Source organism: Pseudomonas tumuqii, assembly GCF_013184545.1.
Lineage (GTDB): Bacteria > Pseudomonadota > Gammaproteobacteria > Pseudomonadales > Pseudomonadaceae > Aquipseudomonas > Aquipseudomonas tumuqii.
The window spans coordinates 100,181-121,270 of the sequence record NZ_JAAOJA010000005.1 but is presented as its reverse complement, the minus strand read 5'-3'; the positions used below and the strand labels follow the sequence as shown (position 1 = coordinate 121,270).

Genomic DNA, 21,090 nt, shown 5'->3' with positions numbered 1-21,090 from the left:
TGATCAGAAGCTGTAGCGCAGGGTCAGTTGCAGTTCGTCTTCCTTTTGCGCCATGCCGATAGGGCCGGCGCGGAAACGACCGAGGGGTTCATAGCCGGACAGGCCAAGGCTCATGCCTTCCGGTTGGCCGGCGCTGGTGAAGGGGTCCCAGGGGTTGCAGGTACGGCAGTCGTCGTACTCGCGGGCGCCGCGACCGACCTTGATGTTGGCGCCGGCGGTGATCTTCAGGTTGTCGCTGAACAGGTACTCGACACTCGGGGCGATGGCCGTGGCCTGGGCCTTGAAGTCATGCGCGGCGAGCAACTGCGGGCTGAGCCGATCGTTCATCCACCAGCCCTTGACCAGCAGGGTGCCGATCCAGTTCTGCTCCCAGTCCGGCATGCCGACCTTGCCCAGTGCGCGTGTCTCCTCCTGGTGTTCGTGGATGTGCTGGCCGAACAGTTGCGCCGAGAACAGGAAGGCGCGGCCCGGGTTGAGCAGCGGGATGAAGATGTTCTTGTCCGCGCCGATCACGTAGCGGGTCACGTCGGATTCGGAGAACAGCCGCGACTGCAGGGTGTTGGCGAACTCCTCGCCCTCGGTGTGCGCCACTTCGACGCGGAATACCGTGTCGATCGCCTGCGAGTAGTAGTCCATCGAGCCGCCGAGCAGGTTGACCCGCGGGAAGTGGATGTCGAAGGCGATCAGGCTCGGCCACACCGCGGTCTCGCCGGTGAAGGCGTTGGTCGCCGGGATGCCGCCACGCAGCGAAGGCAGTTGCGAGCGGTAGGTCAGCGCATTGAGGCTGAAGCCGAAGTCGCCGTAGACGCCTTCCAGCTTGATCCCGAACTGAGTGTTGGACAGGCTCCAGGACGGCATGTGCGCCTTGCGGATACCGATCTGGCCGGGGCCGAAGTCGGTGGCGATGTTGCCGTTGGCGAAGTTGGCCACGGTGCCGCCGTTTTCCCACAGGTTGTTCATGCCGCGGAAGAAGCAGGCCGCGTCGAGGATCGAGTTGGGCCCGCCGCACTGGCCGAGGTTGTGCGGACGGAACTTGTCGAAGTTCCACACGAACGACAGGTTGAGGTCGTCGAACAGCTCGCCGGCGCCCATGCGCCAGTCGGCCTTGGCGATCCACATGGGGATGCGGATGTCTTCCAGCTCGTCATAGATGTTGTTGCGCGAATAGTCGACCGGGTTGATCACGTCGAGCACGCGGAACAGGTCGGTGCGGCCCCAGATCACCTGCTGCTTGCCCAGGCGCCAGCTGAGGATGTCGCCGTTGGGCAGCTCATTGTCGAAGTCGGCGTAGAGCTCGCGGATGAAGTCCAGGCGCTCGTTGAACTCGGGGAAGCGCAGGTCGTCGCTGCTGGCGTCCAGGTAGTCGTCGATGCAGCCGCGGCTGTCCTTGTCGCAGGGCCGCACCGGCACGCCGAAGGCCACGCCGCCGCGGGTTTTGTGCAGGTTCTCGCCGAGTACGATCATGCCCTCGTTGGGGTTGCGCGCCTGGTCGAAGCCGAGCAGGGTGCCGGGCACCGTCAGGCCGCCACCGTGGGGCACGCTGTTGCCGGCCACGCTGTTCTCCAGCTCGATGGCGCCCCCCGCGCCGCTGCCGTACTCGCTGCTGTTGAGGTCGTAGACGCCGTCGTAGGTGCCACGGAAAGTGGCGTGGAAAGCGGTGTTGTTGAAGTTCAGCTGGCCGAGGTCGCCGAACTTGCGGTCGGCGTTGACCTGCAGGGTGTTGCGGAATTTCGACAGGCCGACGCTATCGCGGGCGAAGGTGGCGTTCTCGACGAAACCGGTGACCTGCATCTCCTCGTCGGCCAGGACCGCGGCCAGCGGGGTCAGGCCGCAGCCCGCGCCCGCCAGCGTGGCCAGGGTCCAGTGTTTCAGGCTTTTTCTTATTCTTGTCTGCATGGCAGAACCTCTTGCGGTGGGTTGTTGGTGCACGCCGGCTCAGGCCGGTTGGCGCGCCTCGGACAGCAGTCCGCCGCCCTGCTCCCGAAGGGCGGTCGACAGTGGATCGGTGGCAATTGGGGTGGCGTCGGGGCTGGTCGGTTCGGCGTCCTGGTCGGCGTGGATCACGCCGTCCGCATCGACGTAGGCATCGGTGATGAAGCGCGGCTTGAACACCAGCACCCAGGCCGGGGCCAGCAACATGGCGGCGATGCCGTTGATCACGATCATCACGCACAGCAGCTTGGCGGCGTCGGCCTGGAAACGCAGGTCGGAGAGCAGCGCCCACATGATGATGCCGGCCATCAGGGTCAGCGCGGTGAAGCTGATCGCCATGCCGGTGGTGGCGATGGCGCGGTGCACCGCGGCGGACAGGTTGCCGCTCTTGACCATCTCCTCGCGGATGCGGTCCATCATGTAGATCGAGTAGTCGATGCCGACGCCGATGCCCACGGCGATCACCGGCACCGTGTTGATGTCGATGCTCATCCCGGCCAGGCCCATGTAGGCGTAGGTCAGCACGGTGGCGAAGAGCATCGCCATCAGCATCATCAGGCCGGCGTGCCAGCTGGTGTAGAACACCATGACGAAGGCGAAGATCAGCAGGAACACCAGCGGCAGCACCAGCAGGTTGGTCTCGAACGCCGACTCGTTCATCGCCGCGGCGACGCCGAGGGTGCCGCCGGCCAGGCGGATGCTCAGGCCGGGGACTTCCTCGCCGTGTTCGGCGATCCACTGCTTGGCCATGTGCATGGCGCGGCGGATGGTCTCGCCCTGGCGGTCCTTGTAATAGAACACCAGGTTGGCGATGCGGTCGTCGGTGTCGTTGAACTCGTCCAGCGCCCCTGGGATCGGGCTGGAGGCCATGTAGGTGAACATCAGCCCGCCGACGTAATCGGCGTCATGGGGGATCTGGAACCAGCGCGGATCGTCGTTGTGCATCAGCCGGTTGACCTGCTTGACCAGGTCCGGCAGGCCCTTGCTGCCGCCCACCGTCGGGTCGCCGAGCATGTGCGCCTGCAGCGACTGCAGGGCGCGCAGCACTTCCGGGCGCTTGATCCCGCCGTTCTCGGCGTGCTCGGCGATGATGTACAGCTCCTCGGAGCCGGGGAAGCGCTGGTTGATCTGCTTGGACGACAGGTTGTAGTCGTGCTCGGGATAGAGGATCGGCGAGCCGGGTTCGGAGTCGCCGATGCGCACCTGCGCCGACGCCCACAGCCCGGCGACAATCGCCAGGGCGGCCAGCCACAGCAGCTTGCGCGCGGCGCCGGGGCGCGACACGGTGGCGGCGCAGGTGGCGCCGATATGGCGCAGGAAGGTTTCCTTGATTTCGGGATGCTTCGGCTGCGGCAGGATCGACAGCAGCAGCGGCACGCCGATCAGCACCGAGAAGATCACCGTGGTCGCCCACAGCGAGGCGTAGATGCCCAGCTTGGTGTTCAGCGCGATCGAGCCGATGGCGATCAGCGCCAGGCCGATGGCGTCCGAGGCGATGCCCAGGGTGCCGGGGCGGAACAGGCTGTCGAAGGTGGCGCGTGCGGCCAGCTGGCCGTTGCCGCGCTCGCGCACTTCGGCGTAGTAACGCTCCACCAGCTGCACGCCGTGGCTCATGGCCCGCGCGGCGATCAGGAAGGGAATCACCAGGCCCAGCGGATCGAGGTTGTAGCCCAGCAGGCTGATGATGCCCAGGCCCCAGATGGTCGAGATCAGCACCCCGCCAAGCGGGATCAGCACGCCGTAGGCCTTGCGGAAATGGAACACCAGCAGGGCCAGCATGGCCAACACGGTGAACACGAAGATCTGCAGGATCTGCTCCATGTAGGTGTAGGCCCAGCCGACCAGCACCGGCTGGCCGGTGGCGTACAGCTTGACGCCGTCGCGCACTTCCGCCTGGCGCAGGGCCTGCAGCTGGGCGAAGGTCTGTGCGTAGTCGAGCTGGCCCTCGATCAGCTGCGCCTTGACCAGCGCCACCTTGAGGTCGGGCGATACCAGCGGCCCGTAGACCCGCGGGTTGGCCACCACGTCGGCCTTCATCGCCGCCAGCTGGGCGTCGTCGAGCGCGCCGAATTCGGGCTGGTAGTAGGGTTCGGAGTTGATGCTGCCGACCTCGGTCAGCCAGATCTTGCGCGAGTTGCGGTGGGTCAGGCTGCTGACCAGGTTGTGGTTGACCCCCGGCAGGTTGTCCACCGCCTGGGTGACCCGGTCGAGGGTGGCCAGGTTGGCGTTGCTGAACAGGTCGCCGTCCTCGAACTCGACGCCGATCACCAGCACGTTGGCGCCGCCGAAGGTGTCCTTGATGCTGTTGTGCAGCTGGATATACGGGTGTTCCTGCGGCAGCAGGTCGGCGAAGTCGGTATAGACCTTGAGCGCCGGGATCTGCAGGGCGAAGAACAGGGTCAGCGCGCCGATCAGCGCCAGCACCCGGCGCGGGTTACGGAACAGCCAGAGTTTGGCCAGGTAGAAGAAATGGGTGAAGCGGTGCATGGACATGGTCATAGCCTCACTGAGCCTGGGCGGCCAGGGCCGGGCGGGTATCGAGGTTGAGCAACAGGCCGCGGCCGCCGGCCACGGTCAGACGATGGTCGTCGCTGCCGACGGCGCGCAGGTAAGTCGGCGCATTCGGCGTGGGCAATGCCTGCCAGCGCTCGCCGCTCAGACGCAGCACGCTGCTGTGATCGCCGATGGCGAACAGGCCGTCGCGGTTGGCGCTGAAGTTGAAGATCGGTGCGGCGGACGGAGTGTCCTGGCGTTGCCAGCTCTGGCCGGCGTCGACGGTGTGGTAGATGAAGCCATTGAGGCCGCCGACCCAGCCTTCATCCAGGCTGACGAAGCGGCTGGCGTGCGGGTAGAACTCCTCCGGCAGGCGGCCGCTGGCCTGCCAGCTTCGGCCGCCGTCGCGACTGCTGAAGAGCAGGCCGAACTCGCCGGTGACCACCGCCTGCTGCGCGTCGAGAAACTGCAGGGTGGTGAGCATGGCGTCTTCGTCCAGGCTGGTTTCATCCCAGTTGGCGCCCTGGTCCCGGCTGTTGAGCAGGGTGGTGAAGCCGCCCGCCGCCCACCAGGCGCCATCGGGTGTACAGGTCGCGGTGAGCATCTGCTCCTGGGTCGGCAGCGCCTGGGCATTCCAGCTCAGGCCCTGATCGGCGCTGTGCCACAGCTGGTTGTCGAAACCGAGGGCGATGAAACTGCCGTCCGGGCAGGCATCCACATCGATCAGACCGGGTTGCCCCGGCAGTTGCTGGCGCTGCCAGGTCAGGCCCTGGTCCTGGCTGACCAGGACCACGCCGTCGTTGCCGACCAGCACGCTGACTGCCGCGTTGCTGGCCAACGCCTGGTAATGATCGGTGCGCAGGCTGGCGTGGCTGGTTGCCTCGCCGACCGCCGCCAGATTCAGTTCGGCCTCGCAGCCGGTCAGCAACACGGGCAGCAGAAGCAGGGCAAGGGTGGTACGAGGCCGACGCGAGGTGGCAATAGCGCAGGGCAGGCCGTTACGCGGCTTGGGAGTGAAGCTCATTACGGGTCACCACTTGGATTGTTGTTGTCTTGCAGCGGTTGGTGACCCTAGAGCAACGCCTGTGCCAGTCTCCTGTATTGGTTTGCAAGTTACTGAAACGTATTTGTTTTTATGTTCTGTGAGGCTTGTTCGGCGGGGAATTGCAGCGCGGCGGGGCGCCTTGCCTTTGAGCAAATAATCAAATCGCCCGGAGCTTTATCCATTTGGTAAAACAGCCTCGAGAGGTCCGCCGGTCTGCCGTTGGCCGAGCCGGAGGATGCCCGCTTGTTGGGCGTTTCTTGAGCATTTCCGCGGTGGCGCCTCGGCATCGGGCAGGCCGTCCCGCCGGTAACCCGTCTAGTCCGGCGATATGCCGCTGCTGGCGCGCTTGATGCAACGAACCTGGCAACGCAGCTGAAGCCCTTGGTCAGCCAAGGGCTTCGCAGGTTGGAGCCGGCCATGAACAGTACCCACCCGCTTTTCCAGGCAAGCGCAACGCGCGGGGCACGCCAGGTGCTCTGGGATATCGATGCGGACGTCGAGCCGCCACTGGGCGCACACCTGGTCACGCCGCGCCATGGCTATTGCCATCACGGCATCTATGTCGGCAACGGGCGAGTGGTGCATTACGCCGGGTTGTGCGAATCGCTGCAGGCCGGGCCGGTGGAAGAGGTGCCGCTCGAGCGGTTCACGGCGAACCGGCCGGTGTGGATCGAGTACCGTCCCCTACCCGGCTTCGCGGCCGGGCAGGTGGTGGCCAGGGCCCGCTCGCGGCTTGGCGAGAGCCGCTATCGGCTGCTGACCAACAACTGCGAGCACTTCTGCACCTGGTGCCGCTATGGCTGCCCGCGCAGCGACCAGGTGCGCGGTCTGTTGGCTCGTCCCCTGGCGGCGCTGGGCCTGGTCTGGCGCCTGCTGCCCAGGCTGCTGGTGCGGGCCTGTCCGCAGTTGCAGCGGCTCAGTCAGGTCTCGATGCCGATCTTCTTCAGCCGGTAGGCCAGGGCCGGGCGGGTCAGCGCGTAGGGTGGGCCGGGTGGCGTTCCGCTTCAGCCCACCAAGATTGCGACGTTCAGGATCGGTGGGCTAAAGCCCACCCTACGCCGTCCGGCCCACCCTTCATGGCGATCCAGAGGTGCTGGGTGCACGAGCGTTCCCGGCTTGCGCCGTGTCATTGATTAAGGCTGAGCCCCAGCTACGTGTTGCATGCTGCGATGTCTTGTAGATCCTATGTTCATGTGCAAGGACTGCGACACCGTAGGGTGGATGACGCTTCACCCATCCACCATCAACGATGGCGGATGAAAAAGGCGTCATCCACCCTACATAGCTGCGATGTCTTGTGGGAGGCGCGACCCCGCGGCGAATGCAGCCCGAAGGGCTGTCTGCTCATCGCTTGGCGGATACAGCGAAAAGCTCGCCCCGAGGTCACGGAACGCCGCCCGGACCCTCCTACGAACCGCAGGCAATTCGCGCCTGGCGATACAACACGTAGTCGGGACAGAGCCTTGATTAATCGGCGGTTCTCACGAGCGCCGATGGGTATCGCTACGCTCAACCGCATCCTACAAAGACCCGGAGGCGCTCAGGCCTCGATGCCGATCTTCTTCAGCCGGTAGGCCAGGGCCGGGCGGGTCAGGCCGAGGATGCGCGCGGCGCCGGAGACGTTGTTATTGGCGCGCTGCATGGCTTCGCGCATCAGCTGTTCTTCGATGGCGTCCAGGCTCAGCCCGGAACCCAATACCTGTTCGATCCAGTTCTGCTCGGCGGCCGGTTGCAGCAGGGTGCCTTCGTTGGACAGCCGGCTCTCGAGCAATTCTTCCATCTGCAACTGCGGGAACAGCGCCTCGATACTGATGCTCTCGTTGCTCTCGGTGAGGATGATGCCGCGCTCGATGACGTTCTCCAGCTCACGGATATTGCCCGGCCAGGGGTAGTGCATGCAGGCCTCCATGGCCAGGTCGGAAAGGCCCAGGGTCTTCTTGTTGTATTCGCTGTGGAAGCGCTTGAGGAAATGCTCCACCAGCAGCGGGATATCCTCCAGGCGTTCGCGCAGGGGCGGGATGCTGACCGGGAACACGTTGAGCCGGTAGAACAGGTCGGCGCGAAACTTGCCGGTCTTGACCGCCTCAGTGAGGCTTTCGTTGGTGGCGGCGATTACCCGCACGTCGACCTTGCGCGTGCGGTTGTCGCCGACCCGTTCCAGTTCGCCTTCCTGCAATACCCGCAGCAGGGTGGCCTGGGCGCGCGGGCTCAGCTCGACCACTTCGTCGAGGAAGATGGTGCCCTGGTTGGCCCGCTCGAAACGGCCCATGCGCGACTGCAGCGCGCCGGTGAAGGCGCCCTTTTCCACGCCGAACAGCTCCGCTTCGATCAGGTCCGGTGGAATGGCGGCGCAGTTGACCGCGACGAACGGCTGTTCGGCGCGGGCGCTGCGCAGGTGCACGCTGCGCGCAATCACCTCCTTGCCCACCCCGCTTTCGCCGAGCAGCAGCACCGAGACCTTGCCCTGGGCGGCCTTGTCGATCATCTGGCAGACCTTGGTGTAGGCCTGGGACTGGCCGATGCCGTAGTACTGGCCTTCCTGGCGTTGCAGGCTGGTGCGCAGCGAGGCCAGTTGCGACTGCAACTCGTAGAGTTCCTCGATGATCGGATCGTTCTTGAAATACTGCTTGAACGCCTCGGCGTCGTCCCATTCCTCGGCCAGCTTGCCGACGATCCGGCATTTGTCGTCGCCGCGGCCGCGGCAGGTGATCTCCTTGAAGATCACCTCGCGGCCCATGAACGAGGAGGAGTAGCTGCAGGCGTAGCCGAGCAGGGTCCAGCACACCGGGTCGGCCATCGGCCCCAGTTCGCTCTGGCAGATTTCCACCTCGAAGGAGTCGACCCACTCCACCTCGACGTAGAAACGCCCGGTTTCGATGTCGATATCCAGCTCGGTGGGGATCGCCTTGACCAGGCCCTTGAGCGAATGCAGCTGCGGGCCGGCGAGGAAGATGTCCAGCTCGCTGCAATGCGGGCGCAGCTTGCGCGCCAGCTCGGCGTCCTTGAGGCCGGACTGATAGCCCAGGCGCAGGAAGAAGCCCTTGGCCCGCTCGATGCCGAGGATGCTCACCAGCTCGCGGCGAAAACTGCCCATGGCGGAAACCTGCATCAGCAACATGCGCTGTTCGCCGAACCAGATCTTGCCTTCCATGCTTTGAAAACGGATCTGTTTGCTCAGATCCTGAAAGTCCGAATGTTGCAGTTGTGGCTTGTACCTGATTGCCATGGCAATAGGACCCCTGATTGTTCTTGTAAGGGGAGAACCACCTCGGGCCGGTTTCCCTTCAGCCCCTGAAGATGGCTGAAGTTACCTGCCGGTTGCCTGCTTTTGCCTGCATTTTCCGGCCAGGCAAGGGCGTGGGGTGGTTGGCGGTCGAGTGCTGGCACAACGCCTCGCGGCTCGACTGGGCAGTCACCATATCCAGATCCATGCGCACTTGGAAGTCAACCAATTGATGAAATTGGCGCCGCCTGTCCGCCCATTTCCGCTGGCTGAGCATTTGCTCAAGCCGGCCTGGGGCATTTGATCAAATCATCAAAAAAGCCCGTATCGGCTTGGCCGCGCCGCGCCCTGCGGAGCGTTTCTTGCCGCCTTTTATTTTAAATAAGCCTTTATAAATCAATTGCTTGTAAGTTTTTTTCGATCATTGGCACAGCCGTTGCGTTAGGCCTGTCACCCGCCACCAAGGGAGATGGCCCGAACATGAACACGCTTGAACCCCGTTTTGAAGACCTGCCGCGTTACATCCGGGTGCGCAGCGAACCAGGTGCCCGCTTCGTCGAGTTCGATTTCGCCATCGGCTACCCGGACCTGTTCGTCGAGCTGGTGCTGCCGCAAGCCGCGTTCACCCAGTTCTGCCAGCACAACCATGTGGTGGTGATGGACCAGGCGATGGCCCAGGCAGTCGACGACGACATGGTCAAGTGGCGCTTCGGTGAAGCCGGCCGCCGCATGCCGGGCAAGCGCGACTGAGAGCCTGCCCACGGCAGCCACACACAACAACAACAGGTACGGTCGAGATGAGCATAGAGATCAAGACGAACACGGTGGAGCCGATCCGCCAGACCTTCAGCCATATCCGCAGACGCTTCGGCGACAAGCCGGCCAGCCGCTATCAGGAGGCCAGCTACGACGTCGCCGCCACGCTGAATTTCCATTACCGCCCGCAGTGGCAGCCGGACAAGCTGCTCAACGATGTCACCCGCACCTGCCTGGTGATGCGCGACTGGTATGCGGTCAGCGATCCGCGCCAGTACTACTACGGCACCTACGTGCAGACCCGCGCGCGCATGCAGGAAACCACCGAGCACGAGTACGCCTTCTGCGAGAAGCGCGAGCTGCTGGGACGCCTGAGCGACGAGCAGCGCGCACGCATTCTGCGGGTGCTGGTGCCGCTGCGCCACGCCGAGCTGGGCGCCAACATGAACAACAGCGGCATCGCCGCCGATGGCTGCGCCACCACCGTGGTGCAGATGCACATCTACTCCGCCATGGACCGCTTAGGGATAGCCCAGTACCTGTCGCGCATCGGCCTGTTGCTCGACGGCGGCGGCACCGCGGCGCTCGAGCAGGGCAAGCAGCTGTGGCTGGAAGATCCGCTGTGGCAGGGCCTGCGCCGCTACGTCGAGGACAGCTTCGTGGTCAAGGACTGGTTCGAGTTGAGCCTGGCGCAGAACCTGGTCAGCGATGGCCTGCTGTTCCCGCTGATCTACCAGAAGTTCGACGAGACCCTGAGTGCCGAAGGCGCCGGCGACGTCGGCATGCTCACCGAGTTCATGCGCCAGTGGTACGCCGAGAACAGCCGCTGGGTGGATGCCATGGTCAAGACCGTGGCCGCCGAGAGCGAGAGCAATCGCCAGCAGATCGAAACCTGGATTGCCCATTGGTCGGCCCGTGCCCTCGAGGCGCTGGCGCCCCTGGCCGAGATCAGTGCCGGCGGCGCGGCATTCGCCAGCGTGCAGCAGGACTTCCTCGCCCGGCTGAACAAGCTCGGCCTGAACATTCAATAAGGATCCAGACCATGTCGCTCGTTTACATCGTCCTGCAGGACAACGACAACGCCCGCTACCTGGTGGATGGCATCAGCCATGACAACCCCCATGCGCGGGTCGAGCACCAGCCGGCAATGATCCGCATCGAGGCCGAAGGCCGTCTGGAGATCCGTCGCGACACCATGGAAGAGCGGCTCGGCCGCGCCTGGGACGTGCAGGAAATGCTGCTGGACGTGATCACCATCGGCGGCAACGTCGACGAGGACGACGACGCCTTCGTTCTCGAGTGGAAAAATTAGGAGCCAAGCCATGACCGCCAACAAGAAAAAACTCGGCCTCAAAGACAAGTACCGCTACCTGACCCGCGACCTCGACTGGGAGCCCAGCTACCAGGACAAGAAGGCCATCTTCCCCCACGAGGATTTCGAGGGCATCAAGATCACCGACTGGGACAAGTGGGAAGACCCCTTCCGCCTGACCATGGATGCCTACTGGAAGTACCAGGCCGAGAAGGAGAAGAAGCTCTACGCCATTCTCGACGCCTTCGCCCAGAACAACGGCCAGCAGACCATCTCCGATGCGCGCTACGTCAATGCGCTGAAGCTGTTCCTCGGTGGCATCAGCCCCTGCGAGTACCAGGCGTTCCAGGGCTTCGCCCGGGTCGGCCGGCAGTTCAGCGGCGCCGGTGCGCGGGTCGCCTGCCAGATGCAGGCGATCGACGAGCTGCGCCACGTGCAGACCCAGGTTCACGCGATGAGCCACTACAACAAGCACTTCAACGGCCTGCATGATTTTGCCCATATGCACGACCGCGTGTGGTTCCTCTCGGTGCCCAAGTCGTTCTTCGACGATGCGCGCACGGCCGGGCCGTTCGAGTTCCTCACCGCGATCTCGTTCTCCTTCGAGTACGTGCTGACCAACCTGCTGTTCGTGCCCTTCATGTCCGGCGCGGCCTACAACGGCGACATGGCCACCGTCACCTTCGGCTTCTCGGCGCAGTCCGACGAGGCGCGGCACATGACCCTGGGCCTGGAGGTGATCAAGTTCATGCTCGAGCAGCACGAGGACAACGTGCCGATCATCCAGGGCTGGATCGACAAGTGGTTCTGGCGTGGCAACCGCCTGCTGACACTGGTCGGCATGATGATGGACTACATGCTGCCGAACAAAGTCATGTCCTGGGCCGAAGCCTGGGAGGTCTACTTCGAGCAGGCCGGCGGCGCGCTGTTCAAGGACCTGGAGCGCTACGGCATCCGGGCGCCGAAGTACGTCGAGCAGTCGACCATCGGCAAGGAGCACGTCTCCCACCAGGCCTGGGCGACCTTCTACCAGTACAGCCAGGCCACCAACTTCCACACCTGGATGCCCAACGAGGAGGAGATGGACTGGCTGTCGGCCAAGTACCCGAACACCTTCGACCAGTACTACCGCGAGCGCTTCACCTTCTGGCGCGAGCAGCAGGAAAAGGGCGAGCGCTTCTACAACAACACCCTGCCGCAGCTGTGCCAGGTGTGCCAGATACCGACCATCTTCACCGAGCCGGACGACGCCACCCAGCTCAGCCATCGCAGCCATGTGCACGAGGGCGAGCGTTACCACTTCTGCTCGGATGGTTGCTGCGACATCTTCAAGAACCAGCCGCAGAAGTACGTCCAGGCCTGGCTGCCGGTGCACCAGATCTACCAGGGCAACTGTGGCGGCGCCGACATCGAGTCGGTGGTGCGCGACTACTACAACATCAATATCGGCGAGGACAACTTCGAGTACCTCGGCTCGCCCGAGCACCAGCGCTGGCTGCAGTGGAAGGGCTTGAATCCGGCCGTCGCCCCGCTGCCCAAGGCGAGCTGAGCCGGCGCGGGACGGCAGCGCCGTCCCGCTCCTTCCGATACCCAGAACAAGAGGAACCTCTTCATGACCGTCAATGCCATCGGGGCTTATGAATTCCCCCCGCTCGACCTCGAAGCCAACTTCCACGGCAATCGCCTGCTGTACCTGGGCTGGGATCGCCACCTGATGTTCTGCTCGCCGTTCGCCCTGCTGGTCGATCCGGCCATGGGCTTCGCCGAGTTGTGCGAGCAAGTGCTGCGCCCGGCCATGGCCGCCCACCCGGATACCGCCAAGGTCGATTTCAGCGCCAGCGTCTGGCTGCTCAACGACCAGCCATGGTCACCGGATTTCGCCGCCAGCCTGGACGCCAACGGCCTCCGCCACAAGGACATGCTGCGTCTGCAAACCCCCGGCCTGAACGGCCTGGGCAACTCCGCGAGTTGAGGTGAGCACCATGAGTTACACCGTCACCATCGAACCGACCGGCGAACAGATCGACGTGGAGGAAGGCCAGACCATCCTCCAGGCCGCCCTGCGTCAGGGCGTGTGGCTGCCCTTCGCCTGCGGCCATGGCACCTGTGCCACCTGCAAGGTGCAGGTGCTGGAAGGCGAGGTCGAGATCGGCGCCGCCTCGCCCTTCGCCCTGATGGACATCGAGCGCGAGGAGGGCAAGGTGCTGGCCTGCTGCGCCACCGTGCAGAGCGACGTGACCATCGAGGCCGACATCGACGTCGACCCCGACTTTCTCGGCCATCCGGTGGCGGATTTCCGCGCCACGGTCAGTGCCATCGTCGAGCTGTCGCCGACCATCAAGGGCGTGCACCTGCGCCTCGATCGGCCGATGGCCTTCCAGTCCGGGCAATACGTCAACCTCGACCTGCCGGGCATCGACGGCAGCCGGGCGTTCTCCCTGGCCAATCCGTCGGGCCAGGCCAGCGAAGTGGAATTGCATGTGCGCCTGGTCGAGGGCGGCGCCGCCACCGGCTATATCCACCAGCAGCTCAAGGTCGGCGATCAGTTGCAGCTGTCCGGCCCCTACGGGCAGTTCTTCGTGCGCGGTTCGCAGCCGGGCGACCTGATCTTCATGGCCGGTGGCTCGGGCTTGTCCAGCCCGCAGTCGATGATCCTCGACCTGCTCGAACAGGGCGACAGCCGCCAGATCACCCTGTTCCAGGGCGCGCGCAACGTCGCCGAACTCTACAACCGCGAGCTGTTCGAGGGCCTGGCCCGCGAGCACGGCAATTTCACCTATGTGCCGGCGCTCAGCCAGGCCACTGACGATCCGGACTGGCAGGGCTTCAAGGGCTTCGTGCATGACGCCGCCAAGGCCCATTTCGACGGCCGCTTCAGCGGGCACAAGGCCTACCTGTGCGGGCCGCCACCGATGATCGACGCGGCCATCAGCACATTGATGCAGGGCCGCCTGTTCGAGCGCGACATCTTCATGGAGCGCTTCCTCACCGCCGCCGATGGCGCCGGCGACAGCCAGCGTTCCGCGCTGTTCAAGCGTCTCTGAGGGTCGCCGCCATGGGCAGACAACACCAGGTGACCGAGGCCCGCAGTGGCCAGCGCTTCAGCTGCGACGAGGCGCTGCCGGTCCTCACCGCCATGGAGCAGCACGGCCTGCTCTGCGTGCCGGTCGGTTGCCGCGGGGGCGGCTGTGGCCTGTGCAAGGTGCGGGTGCTGGCCGGCGACTACGAGTGCGGGCGCATGAGCTGCAAGCACGTCCCGGCAGACGCCCGCGAACAGGGCTACGTCCTGGCCTGCCGCCTGTTTGCCCGCAGCGATCTGTGTATCGAGCGTTATTCAAAACCGTGCAGCGAAAGCACGGTCGACCCACAACAAAGACAAAAGGTGTCGTTATGAAAAAAGGTGTGATGCGTCCCGGCCACGTGCAACTGCGCGTGCTGGACATGGCCAAGGCCCTCGAACACTACGTCGACCTGCTCGGCCTGATCGAGGTCGACCGCGACGGGCAAGGCCGGGTCTATCTCAAGGCCTGGACCGAGACCGACAAGTTCTCCGTGGTGCTGCGCGAGGCCGACGAGCCGGGCATGGATTTCATGGGCTTCAAGGTGATCGACGATGCCTGCCTGACCCGCCTGGCCGGCGAGCTGCTGGAGTTCGGCTGCCAGGTGGAAGAACTGCCGGCCGGCGAACTCAAGGACTGCGGGCGGCGGGTGCAGTTCAGCTCGCCGTCCGGACACCGCTTCGAGCTGTTCGCGCAGAAGCAGGTCACCGGCAAATGGGGCCTCGCCGAGGTCAACCCGGAAGCCTGGCCGCGTGGCCTCAAGGGCATGCGCGCGGTGCGTTTCGACCATTGCCTGCTGTACGGCGATGAGCTGGACGAGACCCTGCGCCTGTTCACCGAGGTGCTCGGCTTCACCCTCGCCGAACAGGTACTCGATGGCGGCACGCGCATCGCCCAGTTCCTCAGCCTGTGCATGAAGGCCCACGACGTGGCTTTCATCCTCCACCCGGAGAAGGGCCGCTTCCACCACGCCTCGTTCTTCCTCGAGACCTGGGAGGACGTGCTGCGCGCCGCCGACCTGATCAGCATGACCGACACCTCGATCGACATCGGCCCGACCCGTCACGGCCTGACCCATGGCAAGACCATCTACTTCTTCGACCCGTCGGGTAACCGCAACGAGGTGTTCTGCGGCGGCGACTACCACTACCCCGATCACCCGGTGGTGACCTGGACCGCCGACCAACTGGGCAAGGCGATCTTCTACCACGACCGCCAGCTCAACGAACGTTTCCTCACCGTGCTGACCTGAAGCCCCGGTTCGACTTATTGCAGAGATTGCGCAGATGAAAGAGATCAAGCATTTCATTAACGGTGCCTTCATCGGTTCGGCCAGCGGCCGCACCTTCGAGGACATCAACCCGGCCAACGGCCAGGTGATCGGCCGCGTCCACGAGGCCGGCCGCGCCGAGGTCGACGCCGCGGTCAAGGCCGCCCGCGCCGCACTCAAGGGCCCCTGGGGCAAGCTGACGGTGGCCGAGCGCGCGGAGATTCTGCATCGCGTGGCCGACGGCATCACGGCCCGCTTCGACGAGTTTCTCGAGGCCGAATGCCTCGACACCGGCAAGCCGAAATCCCTGGCCAGCCACATCGACATCCCGCGCGGGGCGGCCAACTTCAAGGTGTTCGCCGACCTGCTGAAGAATGTCGCCAACGAAGCCTTCGAGATGGCCACCCCGGACGGCGCCGGTGCGCTCAACTACGGCGTGCGCCGGCCCAAGGGGGTGATCGGGGTGATCAGCCCGTGGAACCTGCCGCTGCTGCTGATGACCTGGAAAGTCGGCCCGGCCCTGGCCTGCGGCAACTGCGTGGTGGTCAAGCCATCCGAGGAAACCCCGCTGACCGCCACCCTGCTCGGCGAGGTGATGCAGGCCGCCGGCGTACCGGCGGGCGTGTACAACGTGGTGCATGGCTTCGGCGGCGATTCGGCCGGGGCCTTCCTCACCGAGCACGCGGACGTCGACGCCTACACCTTCACCGGCGAGACCGGCACCGGCGAAACCATCATGCGCGCCGCGGCCAAGGGCGTGCGCCAGGTGTCGCTGGAACTGGGCGGCAAGAACGCCGGCATCGTGTTCGCCGACTGCGATATGGACAAGGCCATCGAGGGCACCCTGCGCTCGGCCTTCGCCAACTGCGGCCAGGTCTGCCTCGGTACCGAGCGGCTGTATGTCGAGCGGCCGATCTTCGACGCGTTCGTCGCCCGCCTCAAGGCCGGTGCCGAGAGCCTGGTGATCGGGCCGCCGGACGACGCCAGCAGCAACTTCGGCCCGCTGGTCAGCCTCAAGCACCGCGAAAAAGTCCTCAGCTATTACCAGCAGGCAGTCGATGACGGCGCCACTGTCGTCACCGGCGGTGGTGTGCCGGACATGCCGGCGCACCTGGCCGGCGGCGCCTGGGTGCAGCCGACAATCTGGACTGGCCTCTCCGACGATTCGGCGGTGGTCACCGAGGAAATCTTCGGCCCCTGCTGCCATATCCGCCCGTTCGATACGGAAGAGGAGGCCATCGAACTGGCCAACAGCCTGCCCTATGGCCTGGCGTCGGCGATCTGGACCGAGAACAGCTCGCGCGCCCACCGCGTCGCCGGCCAGATCGAGGCCGGCATCGTCTGGGTCAACAGCTGGTTCCTCCGCGACCTGCGCACCGCCTTCGGCGGCAGCAAGCAGTCGGGCATCGGCCGCGAAGGGGGTGTGCACTCGCTGGAGTTCTACACCGAGCTGAAAAACATCTGCGTGAAACTCTGAGGCGGCCATGACTGCATCCCTGAAGGCACCCCCCCAGGCAGCGGAGCAGGCTCTGGAGCCTAGCCCCGAGCTGGGTCGCGAGATCCTCGCCGCCGGCTGGCGCACCAACCTGCTGGAGCAGGGCAGCGGCTTTCCGCTGCTGCTGATCCACGGCTCCGGCCCCGGCGTCACCGCCTGGGCCAACTGGCGCCTGGTCATGCCGCAGCTGGCCCAGAGCCGCCGGGTGCTCGCCCCGGACATGCTCGGCTTCGGCTACAGCGAGCGCCCGACGGATGCTCACTACAGCCTCGACACCTGGGTGCTGCATGCCCTCGGCGTGCTGGACGCCCTGGGCATCGCCCAGGCCGACCTGGTCGGCAATTCCTTCGGCGGCGCCATCGCCCTGGCCCTGGCCGTGCGTCACCCCGAGCGGGTGCGCCGGCTGGTGCTGATGGGCAGCGTCGGCGTGCCCTTCGAGCTGACCCCGGGGCTGGACGCGGCCTGGGGCTACAGGCCATCGCTGGCCAACATGCGCGCGCTGCTCGACCTGTTCGCCTGCGATCGCGGCCTGGTCAACGACGACCTGGCCGAACTGCGTTACCAGGCCAGCATCCGCCCGGGCTTCCAGGAATCCTTCGCCGCCATGTTCCCGGCCCCGCGCCAGCGCTGGATCGAGGCGCTGTGCAGCGACGAGCGGGCGATCCGCGCGCTGCCCCATCCGACCCTGGTGGTGCATGGTCGCGAAGACCAAGTCATCCCGCTGGAGACTTCGCTGACCCTGGCCCACTGGATCCCCAACGCCCAGTTGCACGTCTACGGCCACTGCGGCCACTGGACCCAGATCGAACACGCCGGCCGTTTCGCCCGCCTGGTCGAGGATTTCCTCGCCGAGGCCGCCCCCCTTTCCTGAGAGAGAGACAAGCATGGACCAGATATTGATCAACGAGCTCGGCGACGAGCTGTACCAGGCGATGGTCAACCGTGAGGCGGTCAGCCCGCTGACCGAGCGCGGTTTCGCCATCAGCATCGACGACGCCTACCACATCTCCCTGCGCATGCTCGAACGCCGGCTGGCCGCCGGCGAGAAGATCATCGGCAAGAAGATCGGCGTCACCAGCAAGGCGGTGCAGAACATGCTGGGTGTGTATCAGCCGGACTTCGGTTACCTGACCGACGCCATGGTGTTCAACAGCGGCGAGGCCATGCCGATCAGCCAGCGGCTGATGCAGCCCAAGGCCGAGGGCGAGATCGCCTTCATCCTGAAAAAAGATCTGATCGGCCCCGGCGTGACCAACGCCGACGTGCTGGCCGCCACCGAATGCGTGATGCCTTGCTTCGAGATCGTCGACTCGCGCATCCGCGACTGGAAAATCAGGATCGAGGACACAGTAGCGGACAACGCCTCCTGCGGCCTGTTCGTGCTCGGCGACACGGCGGTGTCGCCACGCCAGGTCGACCTGGTCACCTGCGGCATGCTGGTGGAGAAGAACGGCCAGCTGCTCAGCACCGGCGCCGGCGCCGCGGCCCTGGGTTCGCCGGTCAACTGCGTGGCCTGGCTGGCCAACACCCTCGGCCGTTTCGGCATCCCGCTGAAGGCCGGCGAAGTGATCCTCTCCGGCTCGCTGGTACCCCTGGAGCCGGTCAAGGCCGGCGACTTCATGCGCGTCGAGATCGGCGGCATCGGCAGCGCCTCCGTGCGCTTCACCTGATCGAACAGAGGACAAACCCATGAGCAAGAAACTCAAGGCGGCCATTATCGGCCCCGGCAATATCGGTACCGATCTGGTGATGAAGATGCTCCGTTCCGAGTGGATCGAGCCGGTGTGGATGGTCGGCATCGACCCCAACTCCGACGGCCTCAAGCGCGCCCGCGAATTCGGCATGAAGACCACAGCCGAAGGCGTCGACGGCCTGCTGCCGCACGTGCTGGACGACGACATCCGCATCGCCTTCGACGCCACCTCGGCCTATGTGCATGCCGAGAACAGCCGCAAGCTCAACGCGCTCGGCGTGCTGATGGTCGACCTGACCCCGGCGGCCATCGGCCCCTACTGCGTGCCGCCGGTCAACCTCAAGCAGCACGTCGGCCGCCTGGAAATGAACGTCAACATGGTCACCTGCGGCGGCCAGGCCACCATCCCCATGGTCGCCGCGGTATCCCGCGTGCAGCCGGTGGCCTACGCCGAGATCGTCGCCACCGTCTCCTCGCGCTCGGTCGGCCCGGGCACGCGCAAGAACATCGACGAGTTCACCCGCACCACCGCCGGCGCCATCGAGCAGGTCGGCGGCGCCAGGGAAGGCAAGGCGATCATCGTCATCAACCCGGCCGAGCCGCCGCTGATGATGCGCGACACCATCCACTGCCTGACCGACGGCGAGCCGGACCAGGCCGCGATCACCGCCTCGGTCCACGCGATGATCGCCGAGGTGCAGAAGTACGTGCCCGGCTACCGCCTGAAGAACGGTCCGGTGTTCGACGGCAACCGCGTGTCGATCTTCATGGAAGTCGAAGGCCTGGGCGACTACCTGCCCAAGTACGCCGGCAACCTCGACATCATGACCGCCGCCGCGCTGCGCACCGGCGAGATGTTCGCCGAGGAAATCGCCGCCGGCACCATTCAACTGCCGCGTCGCGACATCGCGCTGGCTTGAGGAGTAGCACCATGAATTTGCACGGCAAGAGCGTCATCCTGCACGACATGAGCCTGCGCGACGGCATGCACGCCAAGCGCCACCAGATCAGCCTGGAGCAGATGGTCGCGGTCGCCACCGGTCTCGACGCCGCCGGCATGCCGCTGATCGAGATCACCCACGGCGACGGCCTCGGCGGTCGTTCGATCAACTACGGCTTCCCGGCACACAGCGACGAGGAGTACCTGCGCGCGGTGATCCCGCAGCTCAAGCAGGCCAAGGTCTCGGCGCTGCTGCTGCCCGGCATCGGCACCGTCGACCACCTGAAGATGGCGCTGGACTGTGGCGTCTCGACCATCCGCGTGGCCACCCACTGCACCGAGGCGGACGTCTCCGAGCAGCACATCGGCATGGCGCGCAAGCTCGGGGTCGACACCGTCGGCTTCCTGATGATGGCGCACATGATCAGCGCCGAGAAAGTCCTCGAGCAGGCCAAGCTGATGGAGAGCTACGGCGCCAACTGCATCTACTGCACCGACTCGGCCGGCTACATGCTGCCCGATGAAGTCAGCGAGAAAATCGGCCTGCTGCGCGCCGAGCTGAACCCGGCCACCGAGGTCGGCTTCCACGGCCACCACAACATGGGCATGGCCATCGCCAACTCCCTGGCCGCCATCGAGGCCGGTGCCGCGCGCATCGACGGCTCGGTCGCCGGCCTCGGCGCCGGTGCCGGCAACACCCCGCTGGAGGTGTTCGTCGCGGTGTGCAAGCGCATGGGCGTGGAGACCGGTATCGACCTGTACCAGATCATGGACGTGGCCGAGGACCTGGTGGTGCCGCTGATGGACCAGCCGATCCGCGTCGATCGCGACGCCCTGACCCTGGGCTACGCCGGGGTGTACAGCTCGTTCCTGCTGTTCGCCCAGCGCGCCGAGAAGCAATACGGCGTGTCGGCCCGCGACATCCTGGTCGAACTGGGCCGGCGCGGCACCGTCGGTGGCCAGGAAGACATGATCGAAGACCTGGCCCTGGACATGGCCCGGGCCCGTCAGCAGCAGAAGGTGAGCGCATGAACCGTACCCTGACCCGCGAACAGGTGCTGGCCCTGGCCGAGCACATCGAAAACGCCGAGCTGAATGTCCACGACATCGGCAAGGTGACTCACGACTTCCCCTCGATGACCTTCGCCGACGCCTACGACGTGCAGTGGGAAATCCGTCGGCGCAAGGAGGCCCGCGGCAACAAGATCGTCGGCCTGAAGATGGGCCTGACCTCCTGGGCGAAGATGGCGCAGATGGGCGTGGAAACGCCGATCTACGGCTTCCTCGCCGACTACTTCAGCGTGCCGGACGGCGGCGTAATTGACTGCTCCAAGCTGATCCACCCGAAGATCGAGGCGGAAATATCGGTGGTGACCAAGGCGCCACTGCACGGCCCGGGCTGCCACCTCGGCGACGTGATCGCGGCGATCGACTACGTGATCCCCACGGTCGAGGTGATCGACTCGCGCTACGAGAACTTCAAGTTCGACCTGATCAGCGTGGTCGCCGACAACGCCTCCTCGACCCGCTTCATCACCGGCGGACGCATGGCCAGCCTGGAGGAGGTCGACCTGCGCACCCTCGGCGTGGTCATGGAGAAGAACGGCGAAGTGGTGGAACTCGGCGCCGGCGCCGCGGTGCTCGGCCATCCGCTGTCCAGCGTGGCGATGCTGGCCAACCTGCTGGCCGAGCGCGGCGAGCATATCCCGGCCGGCACCTTCATCATGACTGGCGGCATCACCGCCGCCGTGCCGGTGGCGCCGGGCGACAACATCTGCGTGCGCTACCAGGGCCTCGGCTCGGTGTCCGCGCGCTTTATCTGAACCCCCGCGGCCGGCCTGCACGGTCGGCCGCCTCTATTGTTGGAGGACG

The 21,090-nt window shown here is 65.4% G+C and carries 19 protein-coding genes; 15 read left to right on the top strand and 4 right to left on the bottom strand.

Annotation, left to right across the window (positions count from 1 at the left end):
* Nucleotides 1-3 precede the first annotated feature (3 nt).
* From G9C89_RS11450 to G9C89_RS11440, 3 genes are read right to left on the bottom strand one after another with little or no spacing between them, the layout of a single operon-like run.
* A complete protein-coding gene (locus G9C89_RS11450; RefSeq protein WP_172148017.1) occupies nucleotides 4-1,896 on the bottom strand; it encodes a DUF1302 family protein in 1,893 nt (630 codons plus the stop codon).
* A 39-nt stretch (nucleotides 1,897-1,935) separates the two neighbouring features.
* Complete coding sequence (locus G9C89_RS11445) at nucleotides 1,936-4,425, bottom strand: efflux RND transporter permease subunit (RefSeq protein ID WP_218575927.1); 2,490 nt, start codon at nucleotides 4,423-4,425, stop codon at nucleotides 1,936-1,938.
* 10 nt (nucleotides 4,426-4,435) lie between these two features.
* Nucleotides 4,436-5,449, bottom strand: a complete 1,014-nt coding sequence (locus tag G9C89_RS11440; RefSeq protein WP_172148016.1) for a WD40/YVTN/BNR-like repeat-containing protein — start codon at nucleotides 5,447-5,449, stop codon at nucleotides 4,436-4,438.
* Between the two features lie 438 nt (nucleotides 5,450-5,887).
* On the opposite strand from G9C89_RS11440, the gene G9C89_RS11435 reads away from it, so the two are divergent.
* The gene (locus G9C89_RS11435; protein WP_172148015.1) at nucleotides 5,888-6,424 is read left to right on the top strand and encodes a lecithin retinol acyltransferase family protein; all 537 of its coding nucleotides are present in this window, start codon (nucleotides 5,888-5,890) and stop codon (nucleotides 6,422-6,424) included.
* 586 nt (nucleotides 6,425-7,010) lie between these two features.
* Here the strand turns inward: G9C89_RS11435 and G9C89_RS11430 are convergent.
* Complete coding sequence (locus tag G9C89_RS11430; protein WP_172148014.1) at nucleotides 7,011-8,696, bottom strand: sigma-54-dependent Fis family transcriptional regulator; 1,686 nt, start codon at nucleotides 8,694-8,696, stop codon at nucleotides 7,011-7,013.
* 477 nt (nucleotides 8,697-9,173) lie between these two features.
* Between G9C89_RS11430 and G9C89_RS11425 the strand changes: the two genes are divergently transcribed.
* From G9C89_RS11425 to dmpH, 14 genes are all read left to right on the top strand, one after another.
* Complete coding sequence (locus G9C89_RS11425; RefSeq protein WP_172148013.1) at nucleotides 9,174-9,443, top strand: phenol hydroxylase subunit; 270 nt, start codon at nucleotides 9,174-9,176, stop codon at nucleotides 9,441-9,443.
* Nucleotides 9,444-9,490: 47 nt separating this feature from the next.
* Nucleotides 9,491-10,480 carry an aromatic/alkene monooxygenase hydroxylase subunit beta gene (locus tag G9C89_RS11420; protein WP_172148012.1) on the top strand — a complete coding sequence of 330 codons (990 nt, stop codon included), beginning with the start codon at nucleotides 9,491-9,493 and terminating at the stop codon, nucleotides 10,478-10,480.
* An 11-nt stretch (nucleotides 10,481-10,491) separates the two neighbouring features.
* On the top strand, nucleotides 10,492-10,761 hold the full coding sequence (locus G9C89_RS11415; protein WP_172148011.1) for an MmoB/DmpM family protein: 270 nt from the start codon (nucleotides 10,492-10,494) through the stop codon (nucleotides 10,759-10,761).
* A 10-nt stretch (nucleotides 10,762-10,771) separates the two neighbouring features.
* Nucleotides 10,772-12,310 (top strand): aromatic/alkene/methane monooxygenase hydroxylase/oxygenase subunit alpha, encoded by a 1,539-nt coding sequence (locus tag G9C89_RS11410; protein ID WP_172148010.1) that lies wholly within the window; start codon nucleotides 10,772-10,774, stop codon nucleotides 12,308-12,310.
* A 63-nt stretch (nucleotides 12,311-12,373) separates the two neighbouring features.
* Nucleotides 12,374-12,733 carry a phenol hydroxylase subunit P4 gene (locus tag G9C89_RS11405; RefSeq protein ID WP_172148009.1) on the top strand — a complete coding sequence of 120 codons (360 nt, stop codon included), beginning with the start codon at nucleotides 12,374-12,376 and terminating at the stop codon, nucleotides 12,731-12,733.
* 10 nt (nucleotides 12,734-12,743) lie between these two features.
* Complete coding sequence (locus G9C89_RS11400; RefSeq protein ID WP_172148008.1) at nucleotides 12,744-13,805, top strand: NADH:ubiquinone reductase (Na(+)-transporting) subunit F; 1,062 nt, start codon at nucleotides 12,744-12,746, stop codon at nucleotides 13,803-13,805.
* Nucleotides 13,806-13,816: 11 nt separating this feature from the next.
* Complete coding sequence (locus G9C89_RS11395; RefSeq protein WP_172148007.1) at nucleotides 13,817-14,155, top strand: 2Fe-2S iron-sulfur cluster binding domain-containing protein; 339 nt, start codon at nucleotides 13,817-13,819, stop codon at nucleotides 14,153-14,155.
* Nucleotides 14,152-15,072 carry a catechol 2,3-dioxygenase gene (locus G9C89_RS11390; protein WP_172148006.1) on the top strand — a complete coding sequence of 307 codons (921 nt, stop codon included), beginning with the start codon at nucleotides 14,152-14,154 and terminating at the stop codon, nucleotides 15,070-15,072. Before G9C89_RS11395 ends, G9C89_RS11390 begins: the two co-directional genes overlap by 4 nt.
* A gap of 34 nt (nucleotides 15,073-15,106) precedes the next feature.
* Nucleotides 15,107-16,567, top strand: coding sequence for a 2-hydroxymuconic semialdehyde dehydrogenase (locus G9C89_RS11385; RefSeq protein ID WP_172148005.1), 1,461 nt, complete (start codon nucleotides 15,107-15,109; stop codon nucleotides 16,565-16,567).
* 7 nt (nucleotides 16,568-16,574) lie between these two features.
* Nucleotides 16,575-17,456: an alpha/beta fold hydrolase gene (locus G9C89_RS11380; RefSeq protein ID WP_172148004.1), complete on the top strand. Its 882-nt coding sequence runs from the start codon at nucleotides 16,575-16,577 to the stop codon at nucleotides 17,454-17,456.
* Nucleotides 17,457-17,469: 13 nt separating this feature from the next.
* Entirely contained in the window at nucleotides 17,470-18,255 is a 786-nt protein-coding gene (dmpE, locus tag G9C89_RS11375) for a 2-oxopent-4-enoate hydratase (protein ID WP_172148003.1), read from the top strand.
* Nucleotides 18,256-18,274: 19 nt separating this feature from the next.
* A complete protein-coding gene (locus G9C89_RS11370; protein WP_172148002.1) occupies nucleotides 18,275-19,198 on the top strand; it encodes an acetaldehyde dehydrogenase (acetylating) in 924 nt (307 codons plus the stop codon).
* A gap of 11 nt (nucleotides 19,199-19,209) precedes the next feature.
* Nucleotides 19,210-20,250, top strand: coding sequence for a 4-hydroxy-2-oxovalerate aldolase (gene dmpG / locus G9C89_RS11365; protein ID WP_172148001.1), 1,041 nt, complete (start codon nucleotides 19,210-19,212; stop codon nucleotides 20,248-20,250).
* Nucleotides 20,247-21,041, top strand: a complete 795-nt coding sequence (gene dmpH, locus G9C89_RS11360; RefSeq protein ID WP_172148000.1) for a 2-oxo-3-hexenedioate decarboxylase — start codon at nucleotides 20,247-20,249, stop codon at nucleotides 21,039-21,041. The genes dmpG and dmpH overlap by 4 nt, the downstream gene beginning before the upstream one ends.
* The last annotated feature ends 49 nt before the right edge of the window (nucleotides 21,042-21,090 follow it).